We start from the raw sequence: 25,858 nt of genomic DNA, 5'->3' as shown, positions 1-25,858 counted from the left end.
CCCCCTCTTGTTAGAACATTGACTTCATTATTTGGCAGCCGGATTAAGCGGCCCTCCTGTGCCCCCTGCGGGATACGAATCATCATCATCTTCCTGTTTCTCTTTCCGATACCATTGGAAAAATACATAGGCCAGCATGGAGGCAAAGATCCCCTCCTGAATAAACTTCATCACAATGCCACCGACCTGCTGATCTTCCTTCGCGGAAGACAAAAAGTTAAAGAAGGCCGGACCACCAAATGAGCGAAGTAACGCTGTAGAATCTCCAGACACGCAATACCGCATCGCTTCAGCCCATACTGCCGGGTTGCTGTACGTCTGATACAACGGCTCGGACGCAAAGATAATCAAGCCACACGCAGGCGTAAGCAGCACCATATTTAAGAAAATAAAACCGATCTTGGATAACCCCGATGCTTGTCTGCCTTCTGGCAATGGATTCAGCAATGTCCACCACATGAGCATGGAGGTGATGAACAGTGCAATATAATACAACCGGTGAACGGTAAAATTCAACATCACATAGTCATGTACAATCGGCAGATGATACAGCGAGAACAGTCCGTTAAAGAGCACTGCCGCAACGATCGGATGAGCCAGGAACGATAGCTGGCGTGTAGGCAACCAGCGTACGATTCTGCGCCATACCCAGATCGGCACTCCTTTCATCATCAGCGGCGGGGCTACCAGATAGGAGAACGCCATGCTTACCATGTGGAAGCTAAACATCACGTGACCGAGCAAATTAAAGGGCCCTGCTTGAGCCAGATACAAGACGAACAGCCCTGTAATAAACATGATTTTCTGTGCAGCAGTCGCTGGCTCTGCATCCTTTATTTGCTCGCTTAACGGTCCGACAAGCACCAAATAGGCTGCAGCAATGATCAGAAATAAAGCCAATATAAGCGGACTCCATAAGTCGTTAAAGCTAAAGTATTGCAACCCGAGCATACGGGAAACCTCCCCGTGACCTAATTTGATTGTTGCCAGTATTCCTTTGAGAAGATCCCTTCGCCAAAAAGGGGAAAAGACGGCGGCAATGCGCCGCCGCCATCTCTTTTACCACCAGACCCAATACAGTGCCATAATAATGCACGTAAAGGCTACGAAAAATCCAAAGGCCATGAACAGGATCGGCATCAGATGCCCTTTATCCTTCATGTGCATCCAGTAACCCAATTGAACGAATACCTGAAGAATCGCCATGACGAGCAAAATAATAATCGTAAAGGTTGTGTTGACCCCTCCGGCAGAAGCAGCCGCAAACGCAATCAGCGTAAGAATAATGGAGAAGATAAACACCACGACGTGTTTCTGTGGCCCTTCCGTCCGGTGACGGTGTTTCACAGGCTGTTCATCTGTCTTATCCTGTGCCGACATGTGTTACCCCACCTTTCCGAGCAGGTACACGACCGTAAAGATGAACACCCAGACCACGTCAATAAAGTGCCAGTACATTGCGGAGACGTATACTTTAGGTGCAGTTACGACCGTCAATCCTTTTTTGAACAGCTGCCCGATAATGATTCCGATCCACACAATACCGAAAGCAACGTGGGCTCCGTGGAACCCGACCAGTGTATAGAATGCTGAACTGAATGCACTCGTGGTCATACCGAACTCTTTATGTTTCACATACTCATAGAACTCGTATATTTCCAGTGCGAGAAATCCCATACCCAGTACCACCGTGATGCCCAGCCACAACGCCAGTGCATCACGCTTGCCCTTATGCATGGCCTGAATCGCAAATACACTCGTCAAACTACTGACCAGGAGTATGAACGTTGCAGCGGCCACGAGCGGCAAGTGGAACAATTCATTCGCTGTAGGTCCATCATTGGTTTGACCACGAAGAGCCAGGAAGGTAGCAAAGAGTGTACCGAACAGTACCGTCTCGCCGCCAAGGAACAACCAGAAGGCGATAAGCTTGTTACGTCCTTCCAGTGTTGCCTTCTCCGGTTCATGCGGCAATTTGTCGTTCACCGGTTCGGCATGTGAGGTTGTCATGTTCTAGCCCCCTTCTCATCCTGATCCTCCGGTTCAATATGCCAGCCATGATCATCATAAAGTGAACGAAGTGCCATTGCGCCAAATGTGATTACGAGACCAATAATAACTACAATATAATTGTTGAATAATCCGTTCATAAACGCATTACCGAAATCATCCTTGCTAAACATCAAGCCAAGTCCTGCGATAAAGATACCTACGGACATTACAAACGGCAAAGGCGTTGCTGAAGGCATATGAATCGAACCTACAGGTTCTGCCGGTGTCATCTCTGTATGTCCTGCCATCTTTTCCTTCCAATACGCATCGATTCCGCGTACCAGTGGAGTCTGCTTGAAGTTATATTCCGGTGGCGGGGAAGGAATGGACCATTCCAGTGTACGTCCGTCTTCCCACGGATCGTTCGGCGCACCAGCCGGTTTTCTTGTTGTGATCACGATGTTCACGAGGAACATGATAACCCCAACACCCATCAGAAACGCACCGACAGAGCTGACCAGATTGAGCAGGTCAAAGTCCTGATTCGGCAAGTATGTAACGATCCGGCGCTGCATCCCCATCAGACCGAGGAAATGCTGTACAAAGAACGTTAATTGGAAACCGATCATAAATGTCCAGAATGTCCATTTACCCAGTGTTTCGCTCAGAATACGTCCGAACATCTTAGGCCACCAGTAATGCAGTCCCGAGAACAATCCGAGCACCAGTCCCCCTACAATAACGTAGTGAAAGTGGGCCACAACAAAGTAGGTATCATGGAACTGGAAATCCGCCGGAGCAGATGCCAGCATGACGCCTGTAACACCACCCATAACGAAGGTTGGGACGAATCCAACCGCAAACAGATTTGCCGCTGTAAAGCGGATCTGTCCACCCCACATCGTAAAGAGCCAGTTAAAGATTTTGATCCCGGTTGGTACGGCAATCAACATCGTGGAGATGGAGAAAAGCGCGTTGGCTACATTACCCAGACCTGTTGTAAACATGTGATGCGCCCATACCATGAAGCCCAGGAAGGCAATCAGGATGGTGGCAAATACCATGGAGCTGTATCCGAACAATCGTTTACGCGAGAAGGTCGGAATAACCTCCGAGATGATACCAAATGCCGGCAAAATCAGAATGTATACTTCCGGGTGCCCGAAGATCCAGAAGATGTGCTGCCAGAGTACCGGGTTACCGCCACCTGCGACATCGAAGAAATTCGCTCCCAGAATACGGTCAAACGTTAAAAGTACAAGCCCTACCGTGATGGCAGGAAAAGCAAAAAGGATAATGGCAGATGTAATAAATGTCGTCCATGTAAACATCGGCATCCGCATGTAAGACATGCCTGGAGCACGCATGGTAATAATCGTTGCGAGAAAGTTAATGCCCCCGATGAGTGTTCCCAGACCCGCGATCTGGAGACCGATGGTGTAAAAATCCACACCATGCGTTCCACTATATTCACTGCCCGAAAGCGGCGTATATGAGGTCCAGCCCGCATCCGGTGCCCCGCCCATAACCCAGCTCAGGTTCAGCAACAATCCCCCAAACAGGAACGTCCAGAAACCCAGCGCGTTAAGAAACGGGAAAGCCACATCCCGCGCCCCGATCTGCAAAGGCACGACAGCATTCATAATGGCAAATATAAGTGGCATGACACCAAGGAAAATCATCGTTGTTCCGTGCATGGTAATCAATTCGTTAAAGACCTGTGCCGATACAAAATCATTCATCGGCTTCATCAGTTGAATCCGAATCAAAATGGCTTCAATGCCGCCGATTCCAAAGAAAAATCCACCTGCAACCAAATAGAGAATGGCGATTTTTTTGTGATCGACGGTGGTGATCCAATCCATCAAGCCCCTGTACCTCTTGACGCTATGCGCATGAGCCAAGGTTGTGTACCCCCTTCTTCGTCCTTGCTGTTCTATTCATAGTCCAATTTGTAGTTGGCCAGATATTCGGCAATTCCGTCGATTTCTTCATCCGTCAACCCAAGATCTTTGGGATTCGGCATGGTATTGCCCGGCTTCACGGATTGTGGATCATGGAGCCATTCTTTCATGTTATCCAGTACCGGGTTTCCTTCTTCCTGTCCCTCACGATAATTCAGCAGAATTCCTGCGACAGATTCTTTGCCGCCGATTCCCGTCAGGTCAGGTGCAACAGGTCCACCTTGGTCGCCAACAGCGTGGCAAGAAAGGCAATTTGTTTTGAATTTTTCGGCCAATTGAGCATCTTCAGGAAGGACTGCGGGTGCTTTCATTTGATTCACCCATCTGTCAAAGGATTCCTGACTCACCGCTTTTACCTTAAATTCCATGAAAGCATGCGATCTGCCGCATAACTCGGCACATTTACCGCGGTAAACGCCTTCATTTGGCGCGGAGAAACTAAACTTGTTAAGCGTTCCATCCGGGTTTGTGTCCATTTTGCCCGCAAGTGACGGCACCCAGAAGGAGTGAAGCACGTCAGCGGTTTTCAATTCGAATGCGATTTTTGTTCCGGTCGGGATGATGAGATCTTGAGCGGTGGTTACGTCATATTGAGGATAAGTGAATTCCCACCAGTACTGATGCGAGGTGACTTGGACCTTAAGTGCGTTTTTGTCATTGGACAAATCTTCGCCTTGGGCAAAAATCGTTTGTACCGTCGGTACTGCCAGCACAATAACCAGCAATAACGGAATGGCTGTCCATATTACTTCCAGCTTGAAATTCCCTTCAACCTGTTCGGGCATCTCAGTCTGCCCGGCTCGTCTGCGAAACCGGATCAGGACATAGGCCGCTATGGCGAATACAATGATGAGCACCACGATCATAATCGCGATGGACAGCTTCATCAGATCATATTGGCCTTGCGCCACAGGACCCTGAGGTTTCATTACCGACAAGTCTTCCCGCCCGCATGCGGATAGCAGCAAAGAGAACACCGCCAGCAAGGGGAGAATTCGCTTTGCAACCTGCCACTGTTTCATCATTGATCTACCCCACTTTTTTACGTTTTCGTAGATTACCGTTGTCGTTCGGTAGAAAGGCAACAAAAGGTACGTTTCAGCACGATACGCATAATCCTCTTCGTCATACAGAACGCTTACAAAAATAACGCTTCCAGTACTCCCGTCATTTCCTGCTCAGGGCATGTCTGCGCATTCTTCCAATTCATTCTATATGCTTCAATCACTTATTAAATATAAGTTGAGGGTATGATTTTGTCAATCTTTGGACACATGTTCACAAATTGTTCACTTTATGTAAAAAACCGCTCTGCAACTTGATTTGTAAACGATTTCAGTTAAAAATATTACTCTCTACATTTGAAAATTTTTGCCAAATTTCGGTGATAAAACTTGATTTATTGGCGATTTTTCTCACATTGAAAACATGCGGGATTATGCAAAAGAAAGATCCGATTTTATGGATAACATCTTCCATATTCACTTGGAAGTCATACATACCGCTCCATACTGCTTTATTCAAACTCAAACAGCATGGAGCATTTGAAGAATTCTGAAAAAAATTTGAATCCTAACTCTCGAATTGTAGCTCGATCAGCTTATCTGCTTCGCGCACTTCATCTTACGTACCGTTGGTCAGAATTAGAGGGCCGTCTCCGGTTATGGCAACCGTATGCTCATACTGAACTCCCCAGCTGCCATCCACCGTCCTTACCGTCCATCCATCCTCATCCCATACAACGGCTCCTGAACTGCCTTTTGTAAAGATCGGTTCAATGGTAATAACCATGCCCTCGGTGAGCATCATGCCCGTTCTGCGTTTGCCATAAGGCAGTACATTCGGCGGTTCATGAATATACTGCCCAATCCCATGACCGATGAGCGGCTTCACGATGCCGTACCGATATAGTCTGGCCGTTCGTTCAATGGCACTTCCAATATCTCCGAGCGTGTTGCCTGGAACTGCCTGTGCAATGGCCCGCTCAAGCGCCTTCTCTGTACGCCTCATCAGCTTGCGAACGGATCTGCTTGGTTCATCAATTCCATATGTCCAGGCCGAGTCAGCAAGCCAGCCGTCTTTGTTTACCACCATATCGATGGTCACCACATCTCCGCTCGCCAGCACCTCATCACCCGGAAATCCGTGGCAGACCACTTCATTGATGGAGGCACAAGTCGCGTAAGGATACCCTTTGTACCCTTTCTGCTCCGGTGTAGCCCCATGTTCTGCGAGAAACTCTTCCACCCGCTCGTTGATCTCTGCTGTCGTGATCCCAGGGACCATCCACTGCTCAATATGCTGGTGACAGCTCCACAAAATTCGTCCTGCTTCCCGCATGTAGCCAATCTCTTCTTTGGTTTTCAGTATAGGGTCCACATGCATTCATCCTTCCCGCTATAGGTGTACTCCCATATATATGCAGCAGGAACGCAAAAAAAACCGCCTGCCGGAGCTTAACGCCCGAGAGACGGTTCTATTCATTATCGGAACAGTATAATCAGAGTTGTGTGTTGTTTCAGGACACGGAAGAATCCATCTTGACAAGCTCATGCTCAACCACAGAAGTCAATTCTTCCTCATATCCACCCGTAATCCGGTATTTTCTCACGTACTCCTTCACGAATTTTTTTGGATCCTTAGGACGGAAAATCCGAGTCATTTCCCTCAAACTTTCTTTGACCTCATTGTGACCTTTCGTTGCCATTGTAATTCCCTCCCAAAACGTTGAAAGTGAATGCTCCGTTTAGAGAATGCCGAATAAGTCTTAAATGCCATCCATGAAGTTGTGTGCGCGGCTTAAAGCAAGCTTTAGGTCGGGAACCTCGCTAGAAAGCAAGTACCTGACACTATAAATACCCGATATGATTCGGATTGAATCATAATCTTATTGTAGCATATTCGGAAGTATCTTACGACTTGACGATTTCCTCTAATAAATATAACGGTTTTCATGCCCAAAAAGTTTAATTCCGAATCATATGTTATGATTGCCGTCATTCTATACGGAATTAATATATCCAGCATAACACTGAACTATTCGGGGGATATTATCACGGACAACCCATATAGTTAAATTACTGGTATCCAAAGGAGGCGCCGTTTCATGGAACGCAAAGAACAGGATATGCTGCCCCTTTCACATGAAAAGGTGGAAGTAGACGGAGTCTACATCAACGAAGCCGGACGTGAGGAACATCTGCATCGGGGGCAACACTTCCCGGCTGATCCCGTTCTCGGCAAGTCGGAATGGAAACTGACGGAATATGCATTTGATAATCACCACGAAGGTGGTACCGATGAACGTTTGGTGCCCAAAGAAAACGACACCGATAAAATTGGCAAGATCACAAACCCTCGCAGACAGATCGAGGGAGGATAAGGATTTCTTACGTTAACGTATGCTTACCCACAAAAAACAGGGGCAGAACAAGCCAAAGTTCGGCTGCTACTGCCCTTGTTTTTATTTGCAATGATATCCATAAAAGTTTGTTGATTAATTCCCCCTCAAATCACTTAGCAGAATTTTCTGGGAGCTTTGCTCCAATAGACGAAACTCCTCGTTAATTCTCCGTTCTTTCGCTCCATCAGGTCGATAACCAGGAATCATTGCCCAATGCTCCTTTATCAATCCGATGCGATTCCTCATTGGAGGATGGTAGCTACGGTTCTGACTATCATTCATTTCCTGTCTCCGCTGAATACGAAGGAGCTCTTGAGTTGGAACGGCAGAAATCCGTTTTCTAAACTCCTCATACAGCTCCTTGTTATATTGATATTCTGCCACCTGTTCAGCCGTATGTGCAAAAAGGCCTTCCATCTCGGACTTCAAAAATAGAGATAACACTGCCTCACTGCCAGCTGTCTCTGATGCTTCATGATCTGCGATGTAGAATACTCGCTGCATCTCATTCCGCATGCTTTTGATTAACAATGAATAGACCCCAGCTATAATAGCAAATAACAATAAGCGTAGTATTATGAGTGGAAATACCACCCAATATAACAGACCGCTGTCTTGTGGATCAACGGTGTCAATCCAAGAATTCAGTACATGCCTGGCTCGCTCGACCAGTGAGCTGTTGGAAATGTTCGGATGTGCAAATTGACTCATTTGGTGACTGATCGCGGCGATCTTCTCCTGTAACGTTAGGGCTGCAAAAAAGGGAATGCCTATGACAAGTACTCTCTTTTTTCTTTTGAGATGCAGGTTGTATGTGGTATATTCTTCGCTAATGATGACCATATCCACAGGTGGAACATTCAAGCGCTCACCAATCTCATCAATCATTCCACACAATTCTGGATATTCGTCTCTAGAGATCACCCTGCCCGGAAGTCGCTTCCGATATGGCAATATAATTGTGATCCAGAGGAAAAGCAGCGCAATGCCTAATATACCTAGCCATGTTGAATTGGTTGAAAAGAAATAGATTGCCACGCCCAAGATAGCTAATGTTGAAAAATGAACGAGAAGCGCAATCGAATAGGTAAATACGCTCTGTTTGGTGAAGGGGAGACTTCGATCTATACTATACTTGAATGCTTCGAACAATCGGTCAGAGGAATACTCCCCCGATTTTTTGTTTAATTTTTCAGATGCAGGTTCTCTCCCTTGATCCCCTTCTCCGTAAATGTTCCAGTTACAATTCACGCACCAGGTCATATACGCTGGATTTATCTCCATCTGATGTCCGCATTCCGGACAGTGTTCTTGTTCAGTCTGATACAACATTCTTCCACTCCTTGATTACACTATGTATTGGGCAGACAATTGCTAGAAAAATCTTTCTTCCTCCCTAAAAAGATATTGTTTATAGCGCACTCATATAAATCGGAATTTTATGGAATATTTTGAATATGTAGAAAGTCTCATATTGAATGTGTGTATACGCACTTAAATTTTCAAATGAATCTATAGTCTCACTTGTTTACCTATATTGTGTCTTACCTTTTGTTCTGTCCGTCCGGAACATTCCTTGGTCAAACCGGTTCAGTTCTGTCCATCTCCTTCATAGCCTAGTTAAAAAGGACAAAGGAGGCTGGACCGGATGTCCCCCATGAAATCGTCTAGCGGTCTGGATGAAAATATTGCCGGTATGCTCTGTTATCTGTTCACCTTTGTAGGCGGGATTGTCTTTCTCGCTGTAGAGAAGCGGAGTCGGTTCGTGTTATTCCATGCGCTGCAATCCGTAACGGTCTTTGGCATCATTATGGTCGGGCATGTCTTATCGGCCTTTCTTCCGTTGTTTGGACCCCTGGTGGCATCGCTGTTATCCCTGCTCGGTGTGGTGGTCTGGCTCATCATGGTCGTCACCAGCCTGCAGGGGAAATGGTTGAAGCTGCCGTGGGTTGGCGATTTTGCAGAGAAACAGATGCGACATCTGTAACTTTAGGAGACTTGATCAAAAGAAAAGACGATCCTTCCCTTTTCAACCGGGTTTGGATCGTCTTTTAATTATAATGAGGAAAACCAGTTATAAAATTTTAAGTTATACACCCTGACCATAATGACATTCTATCCATCATCCAACTCACCTTGCATTTGATTTAGGGGAATGCCTTCTTACTTTAAAGTGATTGAATATTCATAGCATAAATGATGTAAGCCATAAACCATTCATGCTGTATATCATCATGTATTAACCTGCTTGAATATTCATCCTGTTAAGCATCTATTCAGAACAGTTAACATAACAATCATGCTGGATGATAAATCTAGCCTAATTCGTGCTAATTAAGCTGACTTGCCCGTCTCTCCAAGGATGGCATCTGCTTGTTGTTCAGCCATTTTGGCAGCCGTTTCCTTGGTGCCCAGACCATTAAACAGCAAGTTCATGAAGATCGCCGTGAAGCTACCTGCAATAATGCCGTTACCGAGCATAATCTGAGCCCAGTCCGGTGTACCAGCGAACAACTCAGGCACAACAGTAACACCCAGTCCCATACCTACAGAACAAGCGATGACAAACAGATTCTCATGTCGGTTCAGATCAACCTGACTACCGATGATTCGAATACCGGATGATACCACCATGCCGAACAAGGCCACCATGGCTCCGCCAAGAACTGCTGTTGGAACGAGCTGTGCCAGTGCCGCAATCTTCGGTACAAATCCGATGACCACCAGGATTCCACCAGCTACAACAATGACATCACGCGTCTTCACACGTGTCATCTGTACAAGTCCTACATTTTGCGAATACGTTGTATATGGGAACGAGTTGAAAATACCGCCCAACACAATAGCCAGACCTTCCGCACGATAACCACGGGCCAGATCCTTGGAAGACAGGTCCTTGTCCAATATCTTGCCCAGAGCCATAAATACGCCTGTAGACTCGGCCACGCTGACAATCGCCACCAGGATCATCGTCAGGATTGGTACAATCTCAAATGTCGGTCTGCCAAAATAAAACGGCTGAACAACATGGAACCAGCTCGCATCGCGAATAGGAGCAAAATTAACTTCGCCCATCAATCCTGCCGCCAACGTACCTACGAGCAAACCGATCAGTACCGAGATGGAACGAATGAATCCAGTTGTGAAACGCGTCATCAGAATGATAAAGAGCAGTACACCGAATCCAAGCAACAGATTTGTTCCGCTACCAAAGTCCGTTTGGCCTTGGCCGCCACCTAGATCGTGGAAAGCAACCGGAATCAGAGTCAACCCAATAATGGTCACAACGGAACCCGTTACTACTGGAGGGAAAAGCCGAATGAGCTTCCCGAATAGACCAGAGAAGATCAACACGAACAGCCCTGAGGCAATAATTGCTCCATAAATGGCAGATACCCCACTGTTCATCCCGATAAGGATCATCGGAGACACAGCCTGGAATGCACAACCGAGCATGACAGGTAGCCCTACGCCGAAATATTTATTTCCCCATACCTGAAGCAGAGTAGCCACACCACAGGCCAGCAAGTCAATGGCAATCAGATAAGTTAGTTGTTCCTGTGTAAAACCCAATGCTTTACTGACGATCAGTGGAACGACAACAGCTCCTGCATACATCGCAAGCACGTGCTGTAGTCCAAGTGAGAAGGTTTTGATCGGATGCCGATGCCGCTGAAAAATACGTTCGCGTGCCATATTAATTCGTGCCCTCCTCGTCCGCAAAGGTAACCTGTCCATCCGAAAGTGCTCCGATGCGAACCAGCGATTCCACACGGTATCCCGCTTCTTTCAGCAAGCGACCTCCCGGCTGGAATGCTTTTTCAATCACGATACCGATACCAACCACTTCTGCTCCAACCTGCTCCACAATGCGCGCCAAACCAAATGCTGCTTCACCATTTGCCAGAAAATCATCAATGATCAGCACGCGATCCCCAGGCTTCATGAATTTCTTGGCAACAGTAATTTCATTCGTCTCCTGCTTCGTGAAGGAGTAGACTTTCTCTACCAGAATGTCTTCCGTCAGTGTGAGCGACTTCTGCTTCCGTGCAAAAATCAGCGGCACATTCAGTTCCAGCGCGGTCATGATTCCTGGCGCAATTCCTGACGACTCAATCGTCAGTACACGAGTAATATTTTCGCCTTCAAAGCGGCGAATAAATTCCTTACCGACTTCCTTCATCAGAACCGGATCCATCTGGTGATTCAGGAATGAATCCACTTTAAGTACTTGCTCGGACAGGACAATACCTTCCTGTCTTACCTTGTCTTTTAACAATTGCATTGCAATTCTTCCCCCTGAATGCCCTCCGCACAGATGCCAACATGCCCCTCCAATCCCATGGTAAAAAAACAAAAAGCCCGCCTTTTCACACGCTGCGGAATAACCGGAGACGGGAAAGACGGACTTGTACGTATATGGACAAGCCGTATGGACGCTGCAAGTGTAATGGAAGAACAGAAAGACAGGATATGACTCCTGACGCGAGAAAGTCCAAGCAGACTAATCAGAAACAGATAGAAGCTATCCGAACCTGCTCTTCAGTCAAACTGTCTGAGGATAATCTCATTCCAACCACACAAAATATTGCAACATCTTTCCCGTAGTCCGATCATTCCGGTGATCGGGTAGAGACATGCAGGCCTATTCCTGCACATATACGAGTAACGGCATATTTAATTTTTGGCTCCATGATTCGTTACAATGTATGATCGCGAACCTGAATGTAAATGGTTAAACATAACTGACAATGTTAGAAGTATACCCAATCGGCGGCGTGAAATAAAGAAGTATTTTCATGGAAGTTGCGGAAACTTGTCTTAATTTGCAAACAAGGGGTGATTGGAATGTGTTTTTTATGTACAATATGAGAACGGAAGCGCGGATCTGAACGGAGAATGCATGGAGACGCGGCCTATATTATGAAATGATCAAAGGAGACATGCAGACATGAAAGGCGTACTTAAAGAATTCAAAGAGTTTGCCGTCCGCGGCAACGTCATCGATCTGGCGGTCGGTGTCATTATTGGGGCTGCTTTTGGTAAAATCGTCACGTCCCTTGTGAATGATATCATTATGCCACCAGTTGGAAAACTGATGGGCGGAATCGACTTCAGCCAGAAAATCATCAACCTGGACGGGGATATCAAAACAGCAAACGGACAGGACATCACCACACTTGCTCAAGCGAATGAAGCTGGCGCTACGGTGATTGCTTACGGACAGTTCATCAACGTCATGATTGATTTTCTCATCGTTGCGTTCTGTATCTTCATGCTCGTGAAGGGTATCAACTATCTGAAAAGCAAAGAACACAAAAAGCCCGAGCCGAAAAAAACGACCAAGGCTTGCAAATATTGCCTATCTGAAATTCCGGCTGCAGCTACCCGCTGCTCGCACTGTACTTCAGAGCTTGAAGCAGAAGGCAGCGGCGCTCCGGCGTAACCACGCTGAGCGTTTAACAGACTCACCAAGTTGAATTACGGATATAAATCCTGATGCGGGGGACAACCTCTCACTTGCTAGGGTTTATGTATGAAAAGCTAGCCATATGGGCTTCATTAACAATTCGTTGCGTAGCTTAAAGGTTTGAAGGGTTCCACCGTAAAGGTGGGGCCTTTTTTATGCCTAACATACATGTATTATATGTGCTCCCCCATGAATTTCATTTGCACACATGCTCATGAACTAGAAACGACGTGGCAGCAAATGCTCCAGGATCGACTTCAGATCCTTATCTTCCTTATAAACTTCTTCCCCGGTATCAAGCTCCGTCACGCGAATATATTCAAAGTTAGCCGAAGCATCCACTGGCTTGAACAACAATTGGGCCTCATCTTCCAAACGTACATTGAATCCCATATCCTTAAACATGGTGGTTAACTGACTGTTAGCCGGTTCCTGACCTTGCCCTACAAATATAAGTCCTCTAAGACTTTTACGTTCCTGAGGTTGCGGATAAATCACCTGAAAGTGTACAATGCATTCCATACGATCGTTCCCCTTTCGTTTAAAACAAACTTTGTGAAATTTTGAACTTTAAAAACTGCTATATAAGGAGATACGTTTCATGACCCCAGAACGTTTCGACATTTATGACGATAAGCAAAATTGGATCGGCACTTCACTACGCAGCGAGGTCCATGCCAAAGGATATTGGCACCGTTCATTCCACTGCTGGATCGTGCGTGACGAAGGCGAGCAGCGACTCGTTCTTTTTCAGCGGCGGCGTGATATTAAGGATACCTTCCCCGGATGTTATGACATTACAGCAGCAGGTCATCTCACCGCTGGTGAGCAACTGCAAGACGCCAGTCGTGAGCTGGAGGAAGAATTGGGTGTGAATGCTCCATTCGAGGCACTAACCTATCTACTCACGGCTACACAGCAGCTCCAAGGCGAGGTGCGTGGTGTGCCATTTGTAGATCGGGAATTCAGCGCGGTCTATGGATTATGTCTGAATCAGCCGCTCGAAGCCTACGTTCTGCAGCCCAGCGAGGTAGATAGCCTGTATGAAGTGCCGCTGGATGATCTGCTCGCTATGTTCCGTAGTGAGATCGATGTCATTCAAGCTACCGGAGTTCAGACTCACCCCTTGACTGAACCGGAACGTATCGTTCGCGAGATTCGGGCAACGGAATTTGTGCCCCATGGCACAGCTTATTATACGGACGTGCTGGAAGCTCTATATCACGTGCCCAAAGACTGATCATGTACAATTCTGTTCAACTCGATCCAGTTCAATCGAATGTTCATAGCTTCATTTTCTCAAAAATAGCATAACTTCATACCTTTACTATCGACTTGACTGGAAACAGATGCTGTGACGAACATCACTGCCATATCTCAAATCAACACAAACAGGCGTCTGCCCCGGGGCAGCGCCTGCTTTATGTACACACATATTCGTTTCATCAAAGAAAGATATTATGTGCTAGTGTGTTCACTTCATCAGAAGTGGTTAAGTCGCCGATCTGCCTAGTTCTTGTCATCCTCCCCTGAAGGAGAAGACCAGTAACGTGCAGAGAGATCTTCGTACCGGTGCCCGTAGCGGGACTCCAGTTCCTCACCCATATCCTGCTCCAGTTCGTACAACACCAGCTCTTGAGCAAAATGATTCAGTAGCAGCCCGGTCATTACCGGATGCTCCGTCACCACTGCCTGTGTGGCACATGATTCACCGCGCATGCCCAGCATGCACCAGCGGCGATCCACCACCAGGGAAAATTTCCGACCATTACCTGTGCCATACAAAGGCAATCCCGGCAAAGGAACAGGCTGATCGAGCATGCCTTCGCCGCCATCACACGACCATAACAGCCGCACACCGCGAGCCTCAGCCTGCTGTAAGTCATTACGTAGCAGCTCCGCCTCTTCACGCCAAACGTCTACGACAATTTCATGCTGAGCCTCGGCCAATTCACGGCTCAGATTCTCAAACACATTTTTGTCACCTTCAATGTTATAGAAGACAGGCTTCTCCGGTTCGCTCTTGGGCATGCTGCTCTGGACATAATCCAGAGAGGTACGCATTTGATCAGAGATCATGCGTGTCATCTCCTCAGGCTTCAGCACACTATACTTCGCTGGTTCCCCCGGACTACACCGCAAGAACCCACGCTGTTCCAGCCGTTGCAGGGTCGCATATACATTGGAACGGGACACGCCCAGCCGCTTCGCAACCTCATATCCTGAGGCTGATCCCTGACGAGCGAGTTCCACCATAATTTTAGATTCCATCTCGGTAAACCCGAGATGACGCAAATGATGCAGCAGTTGGTCCATATTCCCGTCCCCCCATGCTGTCAGCAACCCGCACTGCCTCACAATGATGCGGCAGTGCTTCTACTGCATCAGATCAGATCTGTTCGGCACCACAGCGCGGGCACCACTTCGACCCTTTGGGCAGCTCGGCTGCACAAATCTGACAATTCACCATTTCGCGTGATACTTCGGTCTGTACGTCCACCGTGTTCACGATCGGGTTATTTTCTTTCCAGTAGCGGATGCGTTCGTCCAGCTCCTGCTGACGCTCACGCTCCCGTTGCATCTCTTCATCTCTGCGACGTTCCCATTCCGCATCGAACGCTTCCTTTTCTTCTTGGGTAAACTCGGTACTGTTATATTCCGATTCCGTCTCCAGATCGGCTATGGACGGAATGACCGTGTGATACGGCTCGTCTTCCTCCAGTTCCAATTCAGGTGGCGCATCGTAGAAGTCCGGCTCCGGAGTTTGGGTCTGAGCTACAGCTGCCTCTTGTCTCGCGGCTGTGGTGGCTCCTGCGACTCCTGCAGCTCCTACTGTAGGTGCTGGTGACTTGAACTCACCCAACTTGCGTCCGCATTTAGGGCAGAAGTTGGCATCCAGGGAAGCGACGTGTCCACACTCGCACAACCGTTCATTCTTGAGCTGTGCAATCTTGTTGCGCAGGCCATCAATCTCGTCCTGCAATTCGTCGCAGAGCTGCGACAGATCCACCATTTCTTTTTCTGCACGCGTCATATCCTGTGCCCGATAACCCTCATAGAAGATGCGACCCATATCTGTAAAATGGACTTCCTGTTCCTGTTGCAAGCCCACAATCTGGTTGTTCAGTTTCCCAATCTCAACGGCGTGCTGGGCACGCTCTGTTGCTTTGTTCGCTCCGTCTTTGATGCGCTGAAGCAGTTTCATGACCATTCCTCCTCTGTCCCGTCAAAACCAATATTATCGAATCAATTTCATAAACGTTTTTAATGATTTATGAAATTGATTCTATCATTTCAAATTTTAGTAGATTAGCATATTACATCCTTCATGCAAAATGCTCAGGCATATAACTTATACGATATCATGCCAAAAAGTTGCGTAATCTCGTGCTGGTGCCCGTTTTATACCGATACTGGATGAAATCGGGGGCTTTCGTCAAGACCATATGTTCGGGTATAATGAAGCTTTGACCATACTTAACCGCCTGTTTAGGCGACTAACTCTATCATACCAATTTACAATGCGATTGTGAAAAGGGCAAATGGTTTACTTTTAACCGGGATAGTCCTATCCCTGAATGCATACAGAGGTGGATGAAACATGTTAAGTCCGAACTCAACGTTCTACCCCCGTCCGCTCGGGGTTACCCCGGCGGCGTCCCTGCCCCAGTCCCCGTCTGCTCCGCTGGAGACCAGTCGGCAACTCGTGAGCAATGATCAACAGGATGCCTTTTATTTTCGTTCTCTGGAAGAGGCGGGCATCAAGCTAAATGCACCACAAATCTCGGCTGTCCGCCATGGCAGAGGACCGATTCTGACGCTCGCCGGAGCCGGTTGCGGCAAAACGACTGTGCTGGCTGCAAGAGCCGGCTACCTCATAGAGGTCAGTGGCGTACATGCAGGCAGTATCCTGCTGGTGACGTTCACCAACAAGGCCGCCACCGAGATGAAAGACCGAATCGCTGCATTGCCAGGTATACGCCCGGCAGCCGCGAGAGCCGTACAGGCTCGCACCTTTCACTCTTTTGCGCTGACATTATTGCGTCATTACGGTGTGCAGGAAGAGATCTTTGGCGAGTCACGGGCCCAACATACCGTACTGAAGATGCTTCTTCGCCAAAATGGCATGAGTGAAGCCTTCCAGCCTGAAAGTCTGCTGGCGATGCTGTCTGCATGGAAGATGCAAGGATCGGAAACAACCGACCTGCCTGAAAAGTCACAGGAAGAACGCGACGCCAAGCGTGTCCTGCTAGGTTACGAAGCCTGGAAACAGGATCGGGGCAAAATGGATTTTGATGATATTTTGCTGCGCGCAGCTGCTCTGCTGCGTGATCCTGCTGTTCTGGGTCCGCTTCAAAAGCGTTTCCAGTACATTATGGTCGATGAGTTCCAGGATACCAACCACCTACAGTATGAAATTGTGCAAAAACTGGCTTACGCTCACCGCAACCTGATGGTTGTGGGAGACGATGACCAGACGATCTATACCTTTAATGGTGCACGCCAGGAATCGATTTTGGAATTCGATAAAGTATACCCCGGTGCACGCATCGTGACGCTGGATATCAATTATCGCAGTGATGCACGCATTCTGGGACTCGGAAGTGAATTGGTCGCCCGCAATAAACGCAGACGTGACAAACGGCTGCGTGCCGCCGGAAACCGCGGAGATGCGCCGCGCTTCGCTACACCTTCCAATGCGGAGGAAGAAGCGGCATGGGTCGTAAACCAGCTATGCCAACAGGTTGAAGAAGGGCAACACACCTATCGTGATATTGCGATTCTTCACCGGACAGCCAGCAGCAGCCGGGCTGTATTCGAGCAGCTTGTGTTGAAAGACGTACCTTTTGTACAGCATGGTGCTTCTCCGGTGTTCTATGACCAGTCTCTCATCAGACCCCTGATGGATCATTTGCGTCTGTCTCTTGATCCACGAGCTATGGATGCTCTCCCAAGTGCATTGGGACCGCTCTATGTATCACGTGATGCGGGTCTGGAATGGATTCAACGCTGTGAACAACAACAGGCTAAGAAATACCCACTCATCCATCTGGTGAAATGGGACAAGCTGAAACCATTCCAGCAGGAACAGGTCAAGGAACGCATCAAGCTGATCAAATCACTGCACAAACTGAAGCCCATCATCGCCATACAGGAGATGCGCAGGCAGTTCTACGATAAGTATATGGAAAGTGGTGATCCCAGCATCTTCACCCATTATAAGGAAACGATGCTGGAAACTCTGGATGAATTCGAAGCTGCCGTCAAAAAATTCGAAACGGTGGAAGAGTTCATCCAATTCGCGGATGAGCTCTCCCGCAGACACCGGGAGATGGAATCTCTGCGCCGCGCACAGGACAGTGACGCAGTACAACTGATGACGATCCACCGGGCCAAAGGTTTGGAGTTCCCTTGTGTATACTGGATCGGAGCCAGTGAAGGCATTGTGCCCCACAGTACAGCACTGCGCCAGGATATTCCTGAGGATCAGAAAGCTGCGCTTGCTGTGCAGCAGACAGACGCCGAACTGGACATGGCGCTGGAGGAAGAACGCAGGCTCGCCTATGTTGCCATCACACGGGCCAAGCAGTACTTGTATGTCACCTCACCGGCAAGCCATCACGGAAAGCCAGCGGATGTGTCCCGCTTCCTGCTTGAAGCCTTCGGCATGGAAGTTCCAGACAAACGCAAACCTCGCGAGGAGAGCCGGACGAGCGGCCAGACTTCATATGGCAAAGGCAATGGACAGTATACCCGCTCAGGCTCAGGTGCCCGTTCTGAAGGTCGGGATATGGCACAGCGCCGTGCAATAAGCCACAGTGACCGTCGTGACTTCGAGGTCCACAACGAACGAGATGAGGATCGCCTCGGTGAACGACGTGGGAGTGGTGAAATCCGCAATCATAAGGCATTCAGCACCACAGGTGTGAGTCCGACAGCTGGGACCTCCTCCAGTTCACAGTCGCACACTTCAGGTTCAGGTAATGCTGAGCGTACGGAGACTGTTGCGGTCTGGAAATGCAGCTCGTCTACCTGCAAAGCGTGGCTAAGACAGAAGCCGGCTGTGCCTTCAAAAGCAACCAAGAAGGCATCATCGGGACCTCCCGTCTGTCCACTATGTTCAGGATCGATGGAGGCAGGTACCCGCCAAGTTCCCGTAACGGGGAGATTTGGGAAATAAAATAACACGAGCATAGTCGCTCGTTTCAGGGCGCTTTTTGCTGTTTATTAACAGTAGAAGCGTCTTTTTTCCATTTCAGAATGGAGGTTGGATTATGCAGGACGGCAAACAACATCTGTATGTATCGGTAACTCATAACCTAATTGAACGAACAAAGAACGAATCTACACCCTTTGAAGTGTTGGTGGATGACGGGCAGTTGAGCCGATTGAAGGATCTGATGAAGGTGCTGGAGGATGACGATGCCTATACTTTGCAACGGGCTCCCGTACCCTACAAATCGGCAGACCACGATGAGGCGACAGAGCAATTTTCGGATGGCATGACCTTGCTGTACACCTTTCTGTATGACCATGGCACGCCGGACACACGGCAGGCGATTGAGAGCATGAACGTGCTTCCAAGACTGCAGGACACGGATTACGATGACCCGGGGTACGAGAATTCACCACTGAATAAATGACAGGATACCAAAAAGACTTCCTCTCCGATAGATTCGGGCAACAAAGCCGGGTTAAGGAGAATGGAAGTCTTTAATCTTTTCGATTATACGAAAGCTTTATAAGTTGTTTCATGTTTCATGAGAACCTCTTCATACCTTCCTGTTCGGATGATTTCCCCCTGCTCCATGACGATGATCTCATCAAATCCTTTTAAACTTTCATCATACTCATGAGTGATCATCAAACAAAGCACATCTTTCATCTGCCCCAGTATATCCTTGATCTGATCACGGGTCTCAGGGTCTAATGCGGAGTCTGGCTCATCTAATAATAATATTTCAGGCCTTTTATACAATGCTCTAGCAATACAGACCTTCTGTCGTTCCCCACCTGATAAATACTCTCCATGATCCCCTACCACAAAATCCAGCTGATCAGGATGCTTGTTGATACATTCACGAAGTTGCAGTCTTTCAATGAGTGATTGGAGTTCCTCAAAGTCGGAAGAAACATCGGATTGTCCCATAAGGATGTTTTCCCGAATAGTCGTGTTAAACAAATAGGTTTGCTGATCAATATAAGCCAAATTCTCATAACTCACTTGCTTCATATCTCTGTTGTCTAGTCGGATAGATCCTGTGTAATCCGTAATTAATCCTGCAATCATCTTTAATAACGTGGACTTCCCACTTCCGTTCCCACCAACAATTGCATATTTTTTTCCGGCTTCTAATGTGATAGAAACCTGACGAACTGCCGCCTTCTCTTCATCCGGATATACATAACTTATATTCTCCAAATGTATCTTTTCAAATTGATCAATGAAAACTTTATTATTCTCTTCACCATCTTCCGAACGCTCAATAATCTTATCGATCTGTTGGCGTATCGGCTTAGTGGAACGAACAATATTAAGATCCTGAGTGATACTGATAGCAGGTTCAAAAACATACATGATTAATTGAGTACATGCAATAAGAGAACCTACTGTGAGAGCACCGGTACTCACGGAGTAACCACCAATCAAGAAAATCAGTAGCAATAATACCATAGACGAACTTCCGAATGTAACATTTGCCAGAATAAGTATATCTCCAAACTGTTTGCTCTTCCGTTCCATTTTTTTTATTTTAATGACATGACGGTTCAGTATATAATTCGCAACCTTATAAATTTTGATTGTTTCATATCCATATAAAGCTTCACTTGTAGATTTAGTGTATTCTTCTGTTTTTTTGATTAATTCCTCTTTTAACAAGAGAATCCGTTTAGTGAATAGAAGAGGAAATATGCCAAGTACAGCAATAACTATAATCAAACTCAAGGTTAACAACGGGTTCAACACAATCAGAGTACATATGGATACTACCAGCAACAACGACTTCGAGATCAAATTAATCACAGTTTTGAAATAGTCATTTTCCAGAACAGGAATATTGGTTAATAGCAAGGATGCATATTCATCATTCTTTTGAGATTTGAACTGTCCGTACTCTGATTGTAATAAAGCTTTCATTACACGATTTCTAATCTCAATTGTCCTATGCATGACATACGTATTGTTCATTCTTCCTGTCACATATGTCATCGCCATTTGAATAACGATAATTATAAGTGCCAAAAACAGATAGAACCTGAATAAATTCATCTCATTAGCAATCAGGAAATCTGTGACCTTCATTAATGCCAGCGGAAATAAGACAGAGACAATCGATAATAGAAAATTGGCACTAATTAACACAATGAACTTTAAATCCTTCTGAATATATTTCATGATTGGCCCTCCGGTTTCTTCCAGAACAGCACAGAACATTCAGCTAATTGAGTTTCATTTTACGTTTAAGCCCCGCTCCTGCAATTATGTAATGCAGTGTCAGTGTGATCACCATAATAATGATGTATGCAAACCAGGGTGAGCTGCTAGTCGAGATGTTTACGTAGTCGGATTGATACTTCTGGCTAGCATTAAAAATACTTTCAATATTCCTGCTTATGATATATGAAGCAACAGAAGTATATATCAAGCTTGGAATACTAAACACGATTCCCACATTCCTGGCATGCCCTTGCTTCTCTTTAATCCAAAACATCTGTGCAATGAGCCCAATACCTACACTGGCTACAATGGGAAGAAAAACCAAAGCAAAGATCTGAATGATATCGACTTGACGCTGAAACGTCACCAGAACAAATAACAAAAGGATATGAATAACACACGACAGGATAAATAGTAGTTTTGTTTTCATATGCACCCTCCCTAAATATTCAATAGATTATATGTGAAATGAAAGAGTACCGTGTAGCGTAAGTTGTTTGTCTTTACATAGATTACACCCATCACAATCGAACCAGGTAAACGATACAGTACATTATCCATAAAGGGCTCATTCATATGTGTAACAAACGCAAAACATATACTGCTTAACAAGACAACGAACCATGCCCTGTTATATAGCTTTCTGATGATATAGCACATTGCCCCACGTGCCCAGAATTCTTCTGTAACAGCAACAATGCACATCTGAACTGTGCTTAAAATTAAAACCTGAAAATCAATCCCTTTACTAAATAAATAAGAATAGAGGAAAATTAAGGTTATGCATCCTATAATGATTTCAAGGTATTGGACTGATCGAACTCCCAACTCCTCTCGTTTCACCTGATATAACTTCTTCAGATACGAATAAGGGAATAAAATAAATCCTACGGTCATACTGACTCCAATTATCAGAAATAATGAAACCCACTCACTGTTTCCTGGTACTAAAAAACTCATGACAATTCCACTTATAGAGACCATAAGTGTAGGCAAAATCAATAGGATGAGAAAGTGTCCAATAACTTCTATAATGTTCTCTTTCTGTCTTTTGACACTAAAAGCTCTCCATTCAGAGATCCCTTCTTTCAAACTTCCTTATTCCTATTACACTGAAAATAGTACTGTACACTGCGACTAATGCTGCATTTGCTAAAAACAATTTCACAGCCTCAGACGTTTGGGTTAGATCCAACTCTCCAAACCTAGAAATATAATACGTGATGGACAGATATTGAATGGTTGGAAACTCTGAAACAAACATAAATGCAATAAGGACAATGCTAAAAATAATGACCGCAGTATTGGTTTTGAAATACACACTTAACATAACGCTGAATGTAATTGTGAAAATATAAACCAATACAATGCACAAAAAAAACAGGAATAAGCCTGTTAATTCTTCCGATTTTAATAATTGTCTCGTCACCAAATCTTCACGTTGAACAGCAAATAAATAATACATCACCAAAGTCACGATTAAAAAAACTAGACATATCACAAAAAAGGCCAATATCAGTGAACTAACTTTTGCAAAGTACATTTTGGGACGGTTATTTATCCGTTGTGTATATAACAAAATACTCTTGTTCTCAATTTCACCTCCCAATGATCGGACAGACACCAGAGATAGAATAAAATAATAGATGTATACTGCATTTACGAAGCTGAACATATTCACAAAGAAACTCATGCCATATTCTTTCTCTTCCCCGGTGAATACAATAACAGAGGAATTGAGAAAAATACCGATGCTATACAAAGCCGGGATTGCAAGCATCGTAAGCATAATCCACATATCCTTACGATACATCAATTTCCGTAGTTCAATGTTGCATATGTTTCTAAAGCTCAACATGCTCGTTATCTCCTTCAAACAGTCTAATGAGCGAACCTTCTATGACGTTCAAATCTTGCAATTTCACTTGATGTGTTACAATTTCTTCTATCACTTGGTTGAGTGTCTCCACATCAGCAACTTGAATCCTGTTCGCTATTACCCTAACACTTTCAATTGCGTCTATCTTATCCAGTAAAGCAGAAATATTTGAGGATGACTCATCAAAAACGATTTCATATTTGCGTCCGTCGTCAAATACACCATCGTATTTTTTCTCTCCATCTTCAATGTAGATAATTCGGTCACATACATCCTTGACTTCATTCAGGTTGTGATCAGAGAAAATAACGGCCTTATTCTCCTGTTTTGCCTTTTTAATTATGATATTTTTGACCAATTCTCGACCCATAACGTCTAGTCCCACCAAGGGTTCATCTAAAATTAGGAAGGGCTTGTCATTCAGCAGAGCCTGTGCGAGACCCAACCTTTGTTTCATACCAAATGAGAATTTTTTTACATACTCTTTTTTTCTCTTGGTCAGCCCTACAAGTTCGAGTACTTCGTTCAATTGATACTCTACTTTGTTCATATCCGTGACACCGTCAGCAAGCATAAGCAGTTTCAAATTATCGTATGCGTTCATATAATCTAAAAAGCTACTCTCAATCAGTACCCCGAATCGAGAGATTAAAGATGGTTGTTCTTGGACATCATGCGAATCGACGAGAATTGTACCTGAAGTGGTTTGTATATGGTTCACAATACAATTCATAAGCGTAGTTTTACCCGAACCGTTCTTTCCGATCAAACCTACAATTTCACCGGATTGAATACTAGCTGAAAAATTATGAAGGGCCAAATGTTTACCGTAAAACTTCGTCACATCTTTCAATTCGAGAATCATAAATCTACCCCTATATCCTCTTGATAGAATGGAGAGACTCAGAACACAAATTTTTATCTGAGTCTCCCAAAATTATAAGTTATAACACACTACCACTTGTTACCAAAACTAACACAAACATATACACCCACACTGACACAGTTTGATTTGGACAATGCTTTACGAGTCGAAAACAACATTGAGATACATCTCCTTTTTATAAGTATGATTATTCAGTTTTCTTCATCACCATTTATTTCCATAACTCACACACACAAATACACCTACACTAACACAGTTAGGTTTGGATACCGTCTTACGTGTCGAAAACAACATATTATCACCTGCCCTTCCTTAAAAGTAATATATTATCAAAAATTTCAAACTGAGGATTCAATGTATCCAATAGACTCTTTTAATCTTTGAATCGAATCCCTGTAGAAATTTTTAATAAACGGACAAAAGGCATCTCTGTTATTAAGTGTATTGTTGTACAACCAACTTCTACCTCTGCATCCACCACCACATAGATATCTATATTTGCAATGTTTGCATTCTTCAATGTTGTCAACATTAAGTTTCAGGAAGGGATTATCCGGATGCTCCAATACTTCATCCAATTCTTGTTCCAGTATATTGCCCAAACTTAAGGATGAGTCGTGCAGCATATGACAAGGATATATCGTACCATCTGCCCCAATGCTAACCATCTCTTTACCAACTTCACAGTTCCCTCGACAAGTCAGTTCAATTTCCCCTGCTGGCATGTCATAGATAGGAACACTTTGATCCAGATTCGATATTTTCTTGGAAAACTGCACTAGGGAGTGATGATCAAATATGTATGGACGAAAATATTCGTCTTCTGGATTCACCGTAAAAATACTGAAGGAAAGTTTGACATCAAGTTGTTTGGCGAAGTTTAAGTACTCATCAATATGATTAATGTTTTGAGCATGAATGGTTGCAATCAAAGTTACAGAAGCCTTTTGTCTTAAATAAGTCACATTGCTAATAATCTTTGGCATGATACCCTGATCACGAATAAATCGTGTTTCCTCATTATATCCATCAATGGAAATACTAAGTGCATCTATATATTGAAATGCCTCTTCATAGCGTCGATAGTTCATCGTTCCATTACTGATGACATGCAGATTCTCAATGCCCAGAGTCTCTTTTGCAAACTTGCATATTTCCACAATATCTTTGCGAATAAATGGCTCTCCTCCAGAAAAGACAATTTGTTCCGCACCATTCGCTTTCAGTTCAGATAATACATGACATATCTTTTCAAAAGGCAGTGCATCCTTTAGATTTCGTTCCTCCACAAAGGAGTAACACCCCACGCAATGCAAATTGCACCGATCTGTAAGATGAACATAAGCCGCTTTGAGCCCTTTCTTTTCTTCTACAAAAAATTGATTCTCTATCATACATTCTAGTAACTGTTGTTCTTCTTTATCAAGCTGAACAAGTTCTACTCCACTGTTGATCTGTTCAATCAAATGCACACCTTTTGCATCCAAACCAATAATGGATCCATTACCAATATTACCAATCATGCGTATTCCATCAATTTCAAACTGTCTAATGTCCTTGTGTAATTGGTACCGATCATCTAAAACAGAACTCACAATATCACCTCATACTTTGATTTTCTTACGGAATCAAATTTCATAAAGGTAAACGTTACCATTAATTTGAATGAGTAGTATATGTTTGTCATATGTTATTATATTCCATCTATATGTAAATACAGGTGACAAATGTCACTATATGTAATATAGAAGTGTGAATTCACAGTTTTATCATATATGGAATAAAAAAAGACATGCTTCAGTCGGAATACACCGATTTGCATGC

General features: G+C 45.1%; 24 protein-coding genes and 1 riboswitch. Of the genes, 6 read left to right on the top strand and 18 right to left on the bottom strand.

All coding sequences use genetic code 11. The features are described 5' to 3' along the window. Positions 1-27 precede the first annotated feature (27 nt). The 7 genes from ctaG to NYE45_RS02995 all read right to left on the bottom strand — a co-directional run bounded on the left by ctaG (position 28) and on the right by NYE45_RS02995 (position 6,663). Positions 28-951: a cytochrome c oxidase assembly factor CtaG gene (gene ctaG / locus NYE45_RS03025; protein ID WP_340015524.1), complete on the bottom strand. Its 924-nt coding sequence runs from the start codon at positions 949-951 to the stop codon at positions 28-30. 108 nt (positions 952-1,059) lie between these two features. Next, entirely contained in the window at positions 1,060-1,380 is a 321-nt protein-coding gene (locus tag NYE45_RS03020; protein ID WP_062837337.1) for a cytochrome C oxidase subunit IV family protein, read from the bottom strand. A 3-nt stretch (positions 1,381-1,383) separates the two neighbouring features. Next, positions 1,384-2,010, bottom strand: coding sequence for a cytochrome c oxidase subunit 3 (locus NYE45_RS03015; RefSeq protein ID WP_047840264.1), 627 nt, complete (start codon positions 2,008-2,010; stop codon positions 1,384-1,386). Further along, a complete protein-coding gene (gene ctaD, locus NYE45_RS03010; RefSeq protein WP_062837335.1) occupies positions 2,007-3,896 on the bottom strand; it encodes a cytochrome c oxidase subunit I in 1,890 nt (629 codons plus the stop codon). Before ctaD ends, NYE45_RS03015 begins: the two co-directional genes overlap by 4 nt. 32 nt (positions 3,897-3,928) lie before the next feature. Continuing rightward, a complete protein-coding gene (gene coxB, locus NYE45_RS03005; RefSeq protein ID WP_062837334.1) occupies positions 3,929-4,981 on the bottom strand; it encodes a cytochrome c oxidase subunit II in 1,053 nt (350 codons plus the stop codon). A 598-nt stretch (positions 4,982-5,579) separates the two neighbouring features. Then, complete coding sequence (gene map / locus NYE45_RS03000) at positions 5,580-6,341, bottom strand: type I methionyl aminopeptidase (RefSeq protein WP_340015523.1); 762 nt, start codon at positions 6,339-6,341, stop codon at positions 5,580-5,582. Positions 6,342-6,474: 133 nt separating this feature from the next. Next, positions 6,475-6,663, bottom strand: coding sequence for a hypothetical protein (locus NYE45_RS02995; RefSeq protein WP_017690840.1), 189 nt, complete (start codon positions 6,661-6,663; stop codon positions 6,475-6,477). A gap of 399 nt (positions 6,664-7,062) precedes the next feature. Here NYE45_RS02995 and NYE45_RS02990 point away from each other — a divergent pair, with 399 nt between their 5' ends. Beyond that, on the top strand, positions 7,063-7,338 hold the full coding sequence (locus NYE45_RS02990; RefSeq protein WP_340015522.1) for a transposase: 276 nt from the start codon (positions 7,063-7,065) through the stop codon (positions 7,336-7,338). A 114-nt stretch (positions 7,339-7,452) separates the two neighbouring features. On the opposite strand, the gene NYE45_RS02985 is transcribed toward NYE45_RS02990, so the two are convergent. Beyond that, positions 7,453-8,691 carry a hypothetical protein gene (locus NYE45_RS02985; RefSeq protein ID WP_340015520.1) on the bottom strand — a complete coding sequence of 413 codons (1,239 nt, stop codon included), beginning with the start codon at positions 8,689-8,691 and terminating at the stop codon, positions 7,453-7,455. A 316-nt stretch (positions 8,692-9,007) separates the two neighbouring features. On the opposite strand from NYE45_RS02985, the gene NYE45_RS02980 reads away from it, so the two are divergent. Further along, positions 9,008-9,346 carry a hypothetical protein gene (locus NYE45_RS02980; RefSeq protein ID WP_062837331.1) on the top strand — a complete coding sequence of 113 codons (339 nt, stop codon included), beginning with the start codon at positions 9,008-9,010 and terminating at the stop codon, positions 9,344-9,346. 347 nt (positions 9,347-9,693) lie between these two features. Here NYE45_RS02980 and NYE45_RS02975 read toward each other — a convergent pair whose 3' ends face one another. Continuing rightward, entirely contained in the window at positions 9,694-11,055 is a 1,362-nt protein-coding gene (locus tag NYE45_RS02975) for a nucleobase:cation symporter-2 family protein (RefSeq protein ID WP_340015519.1), read from the bottom strand. Position 11,056: 1 nt separating this feature from the next. Next, positions 11,057-11,644, bottom strand: a complete 588-nt coding sequence (locus tag NYE45_RS02970; protein WP_036613196.1) for a xanthine phosphoribosyltransferase — start codon at positions 11,642-11,644, stop codon at positions 11,057-11,059. Between the two features lie 300 nt (positions 11,645-11,944). Continuing rightward, positions 11,945-12,044: riboswitch (purine riboswitch) on the bottom strand. 266 nt (positions 12,045-12,310) lie between these two features. Here NYE45_RS02970 and mscL point away from each other — a divergent pair. Next, positions 12,311-12,805: a large conductance mechanosensitive channel protein MscL gene (gene mscL / locus NYE45_RS02965; protein WP_062837329.1), complete on the top strand. Its 495-nt coding sequence runs from the start codon at positions 12,311-12,313 to the stop codon at positions 12,803-12,805. A 243-nt stretch (positions 12,806-13,048) separates the two neighbouring features. Here the strand turns inward: mscL and NYE45_RS02960 are convergent, their stop codons facing one another. Then, a complete protein-coding gene (locus NYE45_RS02960) occupies positions 13,049-13,351 on the bottom strand; it encodes a hypothetical protein (protein ID WP_056695593.1) in 303 nt (100 codons plus the stop codon). Between the two features lie 79 nt (positions 13,352-13,430). On the opposite strand from NYE45_RS02960, the gene NYE45_RS02955 reads away from it, so the two are divergent. Next, complete coding sequence (locus tag NYE45_RS02955; RefSeq protein WP_340015516.1) at positions 13,431-14,069, top strand: NUDIX domain-containing protein; 639 nt, start codon at positions 13,431-13,433, stop codon at positions 14,067-14,069. 269 nt (positions 14,070-14,338) lie between these two features. On the opposite strand, the gene NYE45_RS02950 is transcribed toward NYE45_RS02955, so the two are convergent. Together NYE45_RS02950 and NYE45_RS02945 are read right to left on the bottom strand one after the other, a co-directional pair. Further along, positions 14,339-15,145 (bottom strand): helix-turn-helix domain-containing protein, encoded by an 807-nt coding sequence (locus NYE45_RS02950; RefSeq protein ID WP_340015514.1) that lies wholly within the window; start codon positions 15,143-15,145, stop codon positions 14,339-14,341. A 73-nt stretch (positions 15,146-15,218) separates the two neighbouring features. Beyond that, positions 15,219-16,034: a zinc ribbon domain-containing protein gene (locus NYE45_RS02945; RefSeq protein ID WP_340015512.1), complete on the bottom strand. Its 816-nt coding sequence runs from the start codon at positions 16,032-16,034 to the stop codon at positions 15,219-15,221. 396 nt (positions 16,035-16,430) lie between these two features. Here NYE45_RS02945 and NYE45_RS02940 point away from each other — a divergent pair, with 396 nt between their 5' ends. Both NYE45_RS02940 and NYE45_RS02935 read left to right on the top strand, forming a co-directional pair. Beyond that, positions 16,431-19,010: a UvrD-helicase domain-containing protein gene (locus NYE45_RS02940; RefSeq protein ID WP_340015510.1), complete on the top strand. Its 2,580-nt coding sequence runs from the start codon at positions 16,431-16,433 to the stop codon at positions 19,008-19,010. A gap of 94 nt (positions 19,011-19,104) precedes the next feature. Beyond that, a complete protein-coding gene (locus NYE45_RS02935) occupies positions 19,105-19,473 on the top strand; it encodes a hypothetical protein (RefSeq protein ID WP_340015509.1) in 369 nt (122 codons plus the stop codon). A gap of 83 nt (positions 19,474-19,556) precedes the next feature. On the opposite strand, the gene NYE45_RS02930 is transcribed toward NYE45_RS02935, so the two are convergent. The 5 genes from NYE45_RS02930 to NYE45_RS02910 form a co-directional block, all read right to left on the bottom strand. Then, positions 19,557-21,227: an ABC transporter ATP-binding protein gene (locus NYE45_RS02930; protein ID WP_340015508.1), complete on the bottom strand. Its 1,671-nt coding sequence runs from the start codon at positions 21,225-21,227 to the stop codon at positions 19,557-19,559. A gap of 43 nt (positions 21,228-21,270) precedes the next feature. Next, positions 21,271-21,699: a hypothetical protein gene (locus NYE45_RS02925; RefSeq protein ID WP_340015507.1), complete on the bottom strand. Its 429-nt coding sequence runs from the start codon at positions 21,697-21,699 to the stop codon at positions 21,271-21,273. A gap of 642 nt (positions 21,700-22,341) precedes the next feature. Continuing rightward, positions 22,342-23,127 carry a hypothetical protein gene (locus tag NYE45_RS02920; protein WP_340015506.1) on the bottom strand — a complete coding sequence of 262 codons (786 nt, stop codon included), beginning with the start codon at positions 23,125-23,127 and terminating at the stop codon, positions 22,342-22,344. Further along, positions 23,114-24,013: an ABC transporter ATP-binding protein gene (locus NYE45_RS02915; RefSeq protein ID WP_340015505.1), complete on the bottom strand. Its 900-nt coding sequence runs from the start codon at positions 24,011-24,013 to the stop codon at positions 23,114-23,116. Before NYE45_RS02915 ends, NYE45_RS02920 begins: the two co-directional genes overlap by 14 nt. Before the next feature lie 359 nt (positions 24,014-24,372). Beyond that, positions 24,373-25,629 (bottom strand): radical SAM protein, encoded by a 1,257-nt coding sequence (locus NYE45_RS02910; RefSeq protein WP_340015504.1) that lies wholly within the window; start codon positions 25,627-25,629, stop codon positions 24,373-24,375. Between the last annotated feature and the right edge of the window lie 229 nt (positions 25,630-25,858).

Source organism: Paenibacillus sp. FSL K6-1318, from assembly GCF_037976905.1.
Taxonomy (GTDB): Bacteria; Bacillota; Bacilli; order Paenibacillales; family Paenibacillaceae; genus Paenibacillus; species Paenibacillus amylolyticus_A.
The sequence above is the reverse complement of the archived record's forward strand: the minus strand, read 5'-3'. Positions and strand labels throughout refer to the sequence as shown.

Bases quoted from the DNA above. Each gene is read 5' to 3' on its own strand.
- ctaG (WP_340015524.1), bottom strand. From the start codon at position 951: ATGCTCGGGTTGCAATACTTTAGCTTTAACGACTTATGGAGTCCGCTT.
- NYE45_RS03020 (WP_062837337.1), bottom strand. From the start codon at position 1,380: ATGTCGGCACAGGATAAGACAGATGAACAGCCTGTGAAACACCGTCAC.
- NYE45_RS03015 (WP_047840264.1), bottom strand. From the start codon at position 2,010: ATGACAACCTCACATGCCGAACCGGTGAACGACAAATTGCCGCATGAA.
- coxB (WP_062837334.1), bottom strand. From the start codon at position 4,981: ATGATGAAACAGTGGCAGGTTGCAAAGCGAATTCTCCCCTTGCTGGCG.
- map (WP_340015523.1), bottom strand. From the start codon at position 6,341: ATGCATGTGGACCCTATACTGAAAACCAAAGAAGAGATTGGCTACATG.
- NYE45_RS02995 (WP_017690840.1), bottom strand. From the start codon at position 6,663: ATGGCAACGAAAGGTCACAATGAGGTCAAAGAAAGTTTGAGGGAAATG.
- NYE45_RS02990 (WP_340015522.1), top strand. From the start codon at position 7,063: ATGGAACGCAAAGAACAGGATATGCTGCCCCTTTCACATGAAAAGGTG.
- NYE45_RS02985 (WP_340015520.1), bottom strand. From the start codon at position 8,691: ATGTTGTATCAGACTGAACAAGAACACTGTCCGGAATGCGGACATCAG.
- NYE45_RS02980 (WP_062837331.1), top strand. From the start codon at position 9,008: ATGTCCCCCATGAAATCGTCTAGCGGTCTGGATGAAAATATTGCCGGT.
- NYE45_RS02975 (WP_340015519.1), bottom strand. From the start codon at position 11,055: ATGGCACGCGAACGTATTTTTCAGCGGCATCGGCATCCGATCAAAACC.
- NYE45_RS02970 (WP_036613196.1), bottom strand. From the start codon at position 11,644: ATGCAATTGTTAAAAGACAAGGTAAGACAGGAAGGTATTGTCCTGTCC.
- mscL (WP_062837329.1), top strand. From the start codon at position 12,311: ATGAAAGGCGTACTTAAAGAATTCAAAGAGTTTGCCGTCCGCGGCAAC.
- NYE45_RS02960 (WP_056695593.1), bottom strand. From the start codon at position 13,351: ATGGAATGCATTGTACACTTTCAGGTGATTTATCCGCAACCTCAGGAA.
- NYE45_RS02955 (WP_340015516.1), top strand. From the start codon at position 13,431: ATGACCCCAGAACGTTTCGACATTTATGACGATAAGCAAAATTGGATC.
- NYE45_RS02950 (WP_340015514.1), bottom strand. From the start codon at position 15,145: ATGGACCAACTGCTGCATCATTTGCGTCATCTCGGGTTTACCGAGATG.
- NYE45_RS02945 (WP_340015512.1), bottom strand. From the start codon at position 16,034: ATGAAACTGCTTCAGCGCATCAAAGACGGAGCGAACAAAGCAACAGAG.
- NYE45_RS02940 (WP_340015510.1), top strand. From the start codon at position 16,431: ATGTTAAGTCCGAACTCAACGTTCTACCCCCGTCCGCTCGGGGTTACC.
- NYE45_RS02935 (WP_340015509.1), top strand. From the start codon at position 19,105: ATGCAGGACGGCAAACAACATCTGTATGTATCGGTAACTCATAACCTA.
- NYE45_RS02930 (WP_340015508.1), bottom strand. From the start codon at position 21,227: ATGAAATATATTCAGAAGGATTTAAAGTTCATTGTGTTAATTAGTGCC.
- NYE45_RS02925 (WP_340015507.1), bottom strand. From the start codon at position 21,699: ATGAAAACAAAACTACTATTTATCCTGTCGTGTGTTATTCATATCCTT.
- NYE45_RS02920 (WP_340015506.1), bottom strand. From the start codon at position 23,127: ATGTTGAGCTTTAGAAACATATGCAACATTGAACTACGGAAATTGATG.
- NYE45_RS02915 (WP_340015505.1), bottom strand. From the start codon at position 24,013: ATGATTCTCGAATTGAAAGATGTGACGAAGTTTTACGGTAAACATTTG.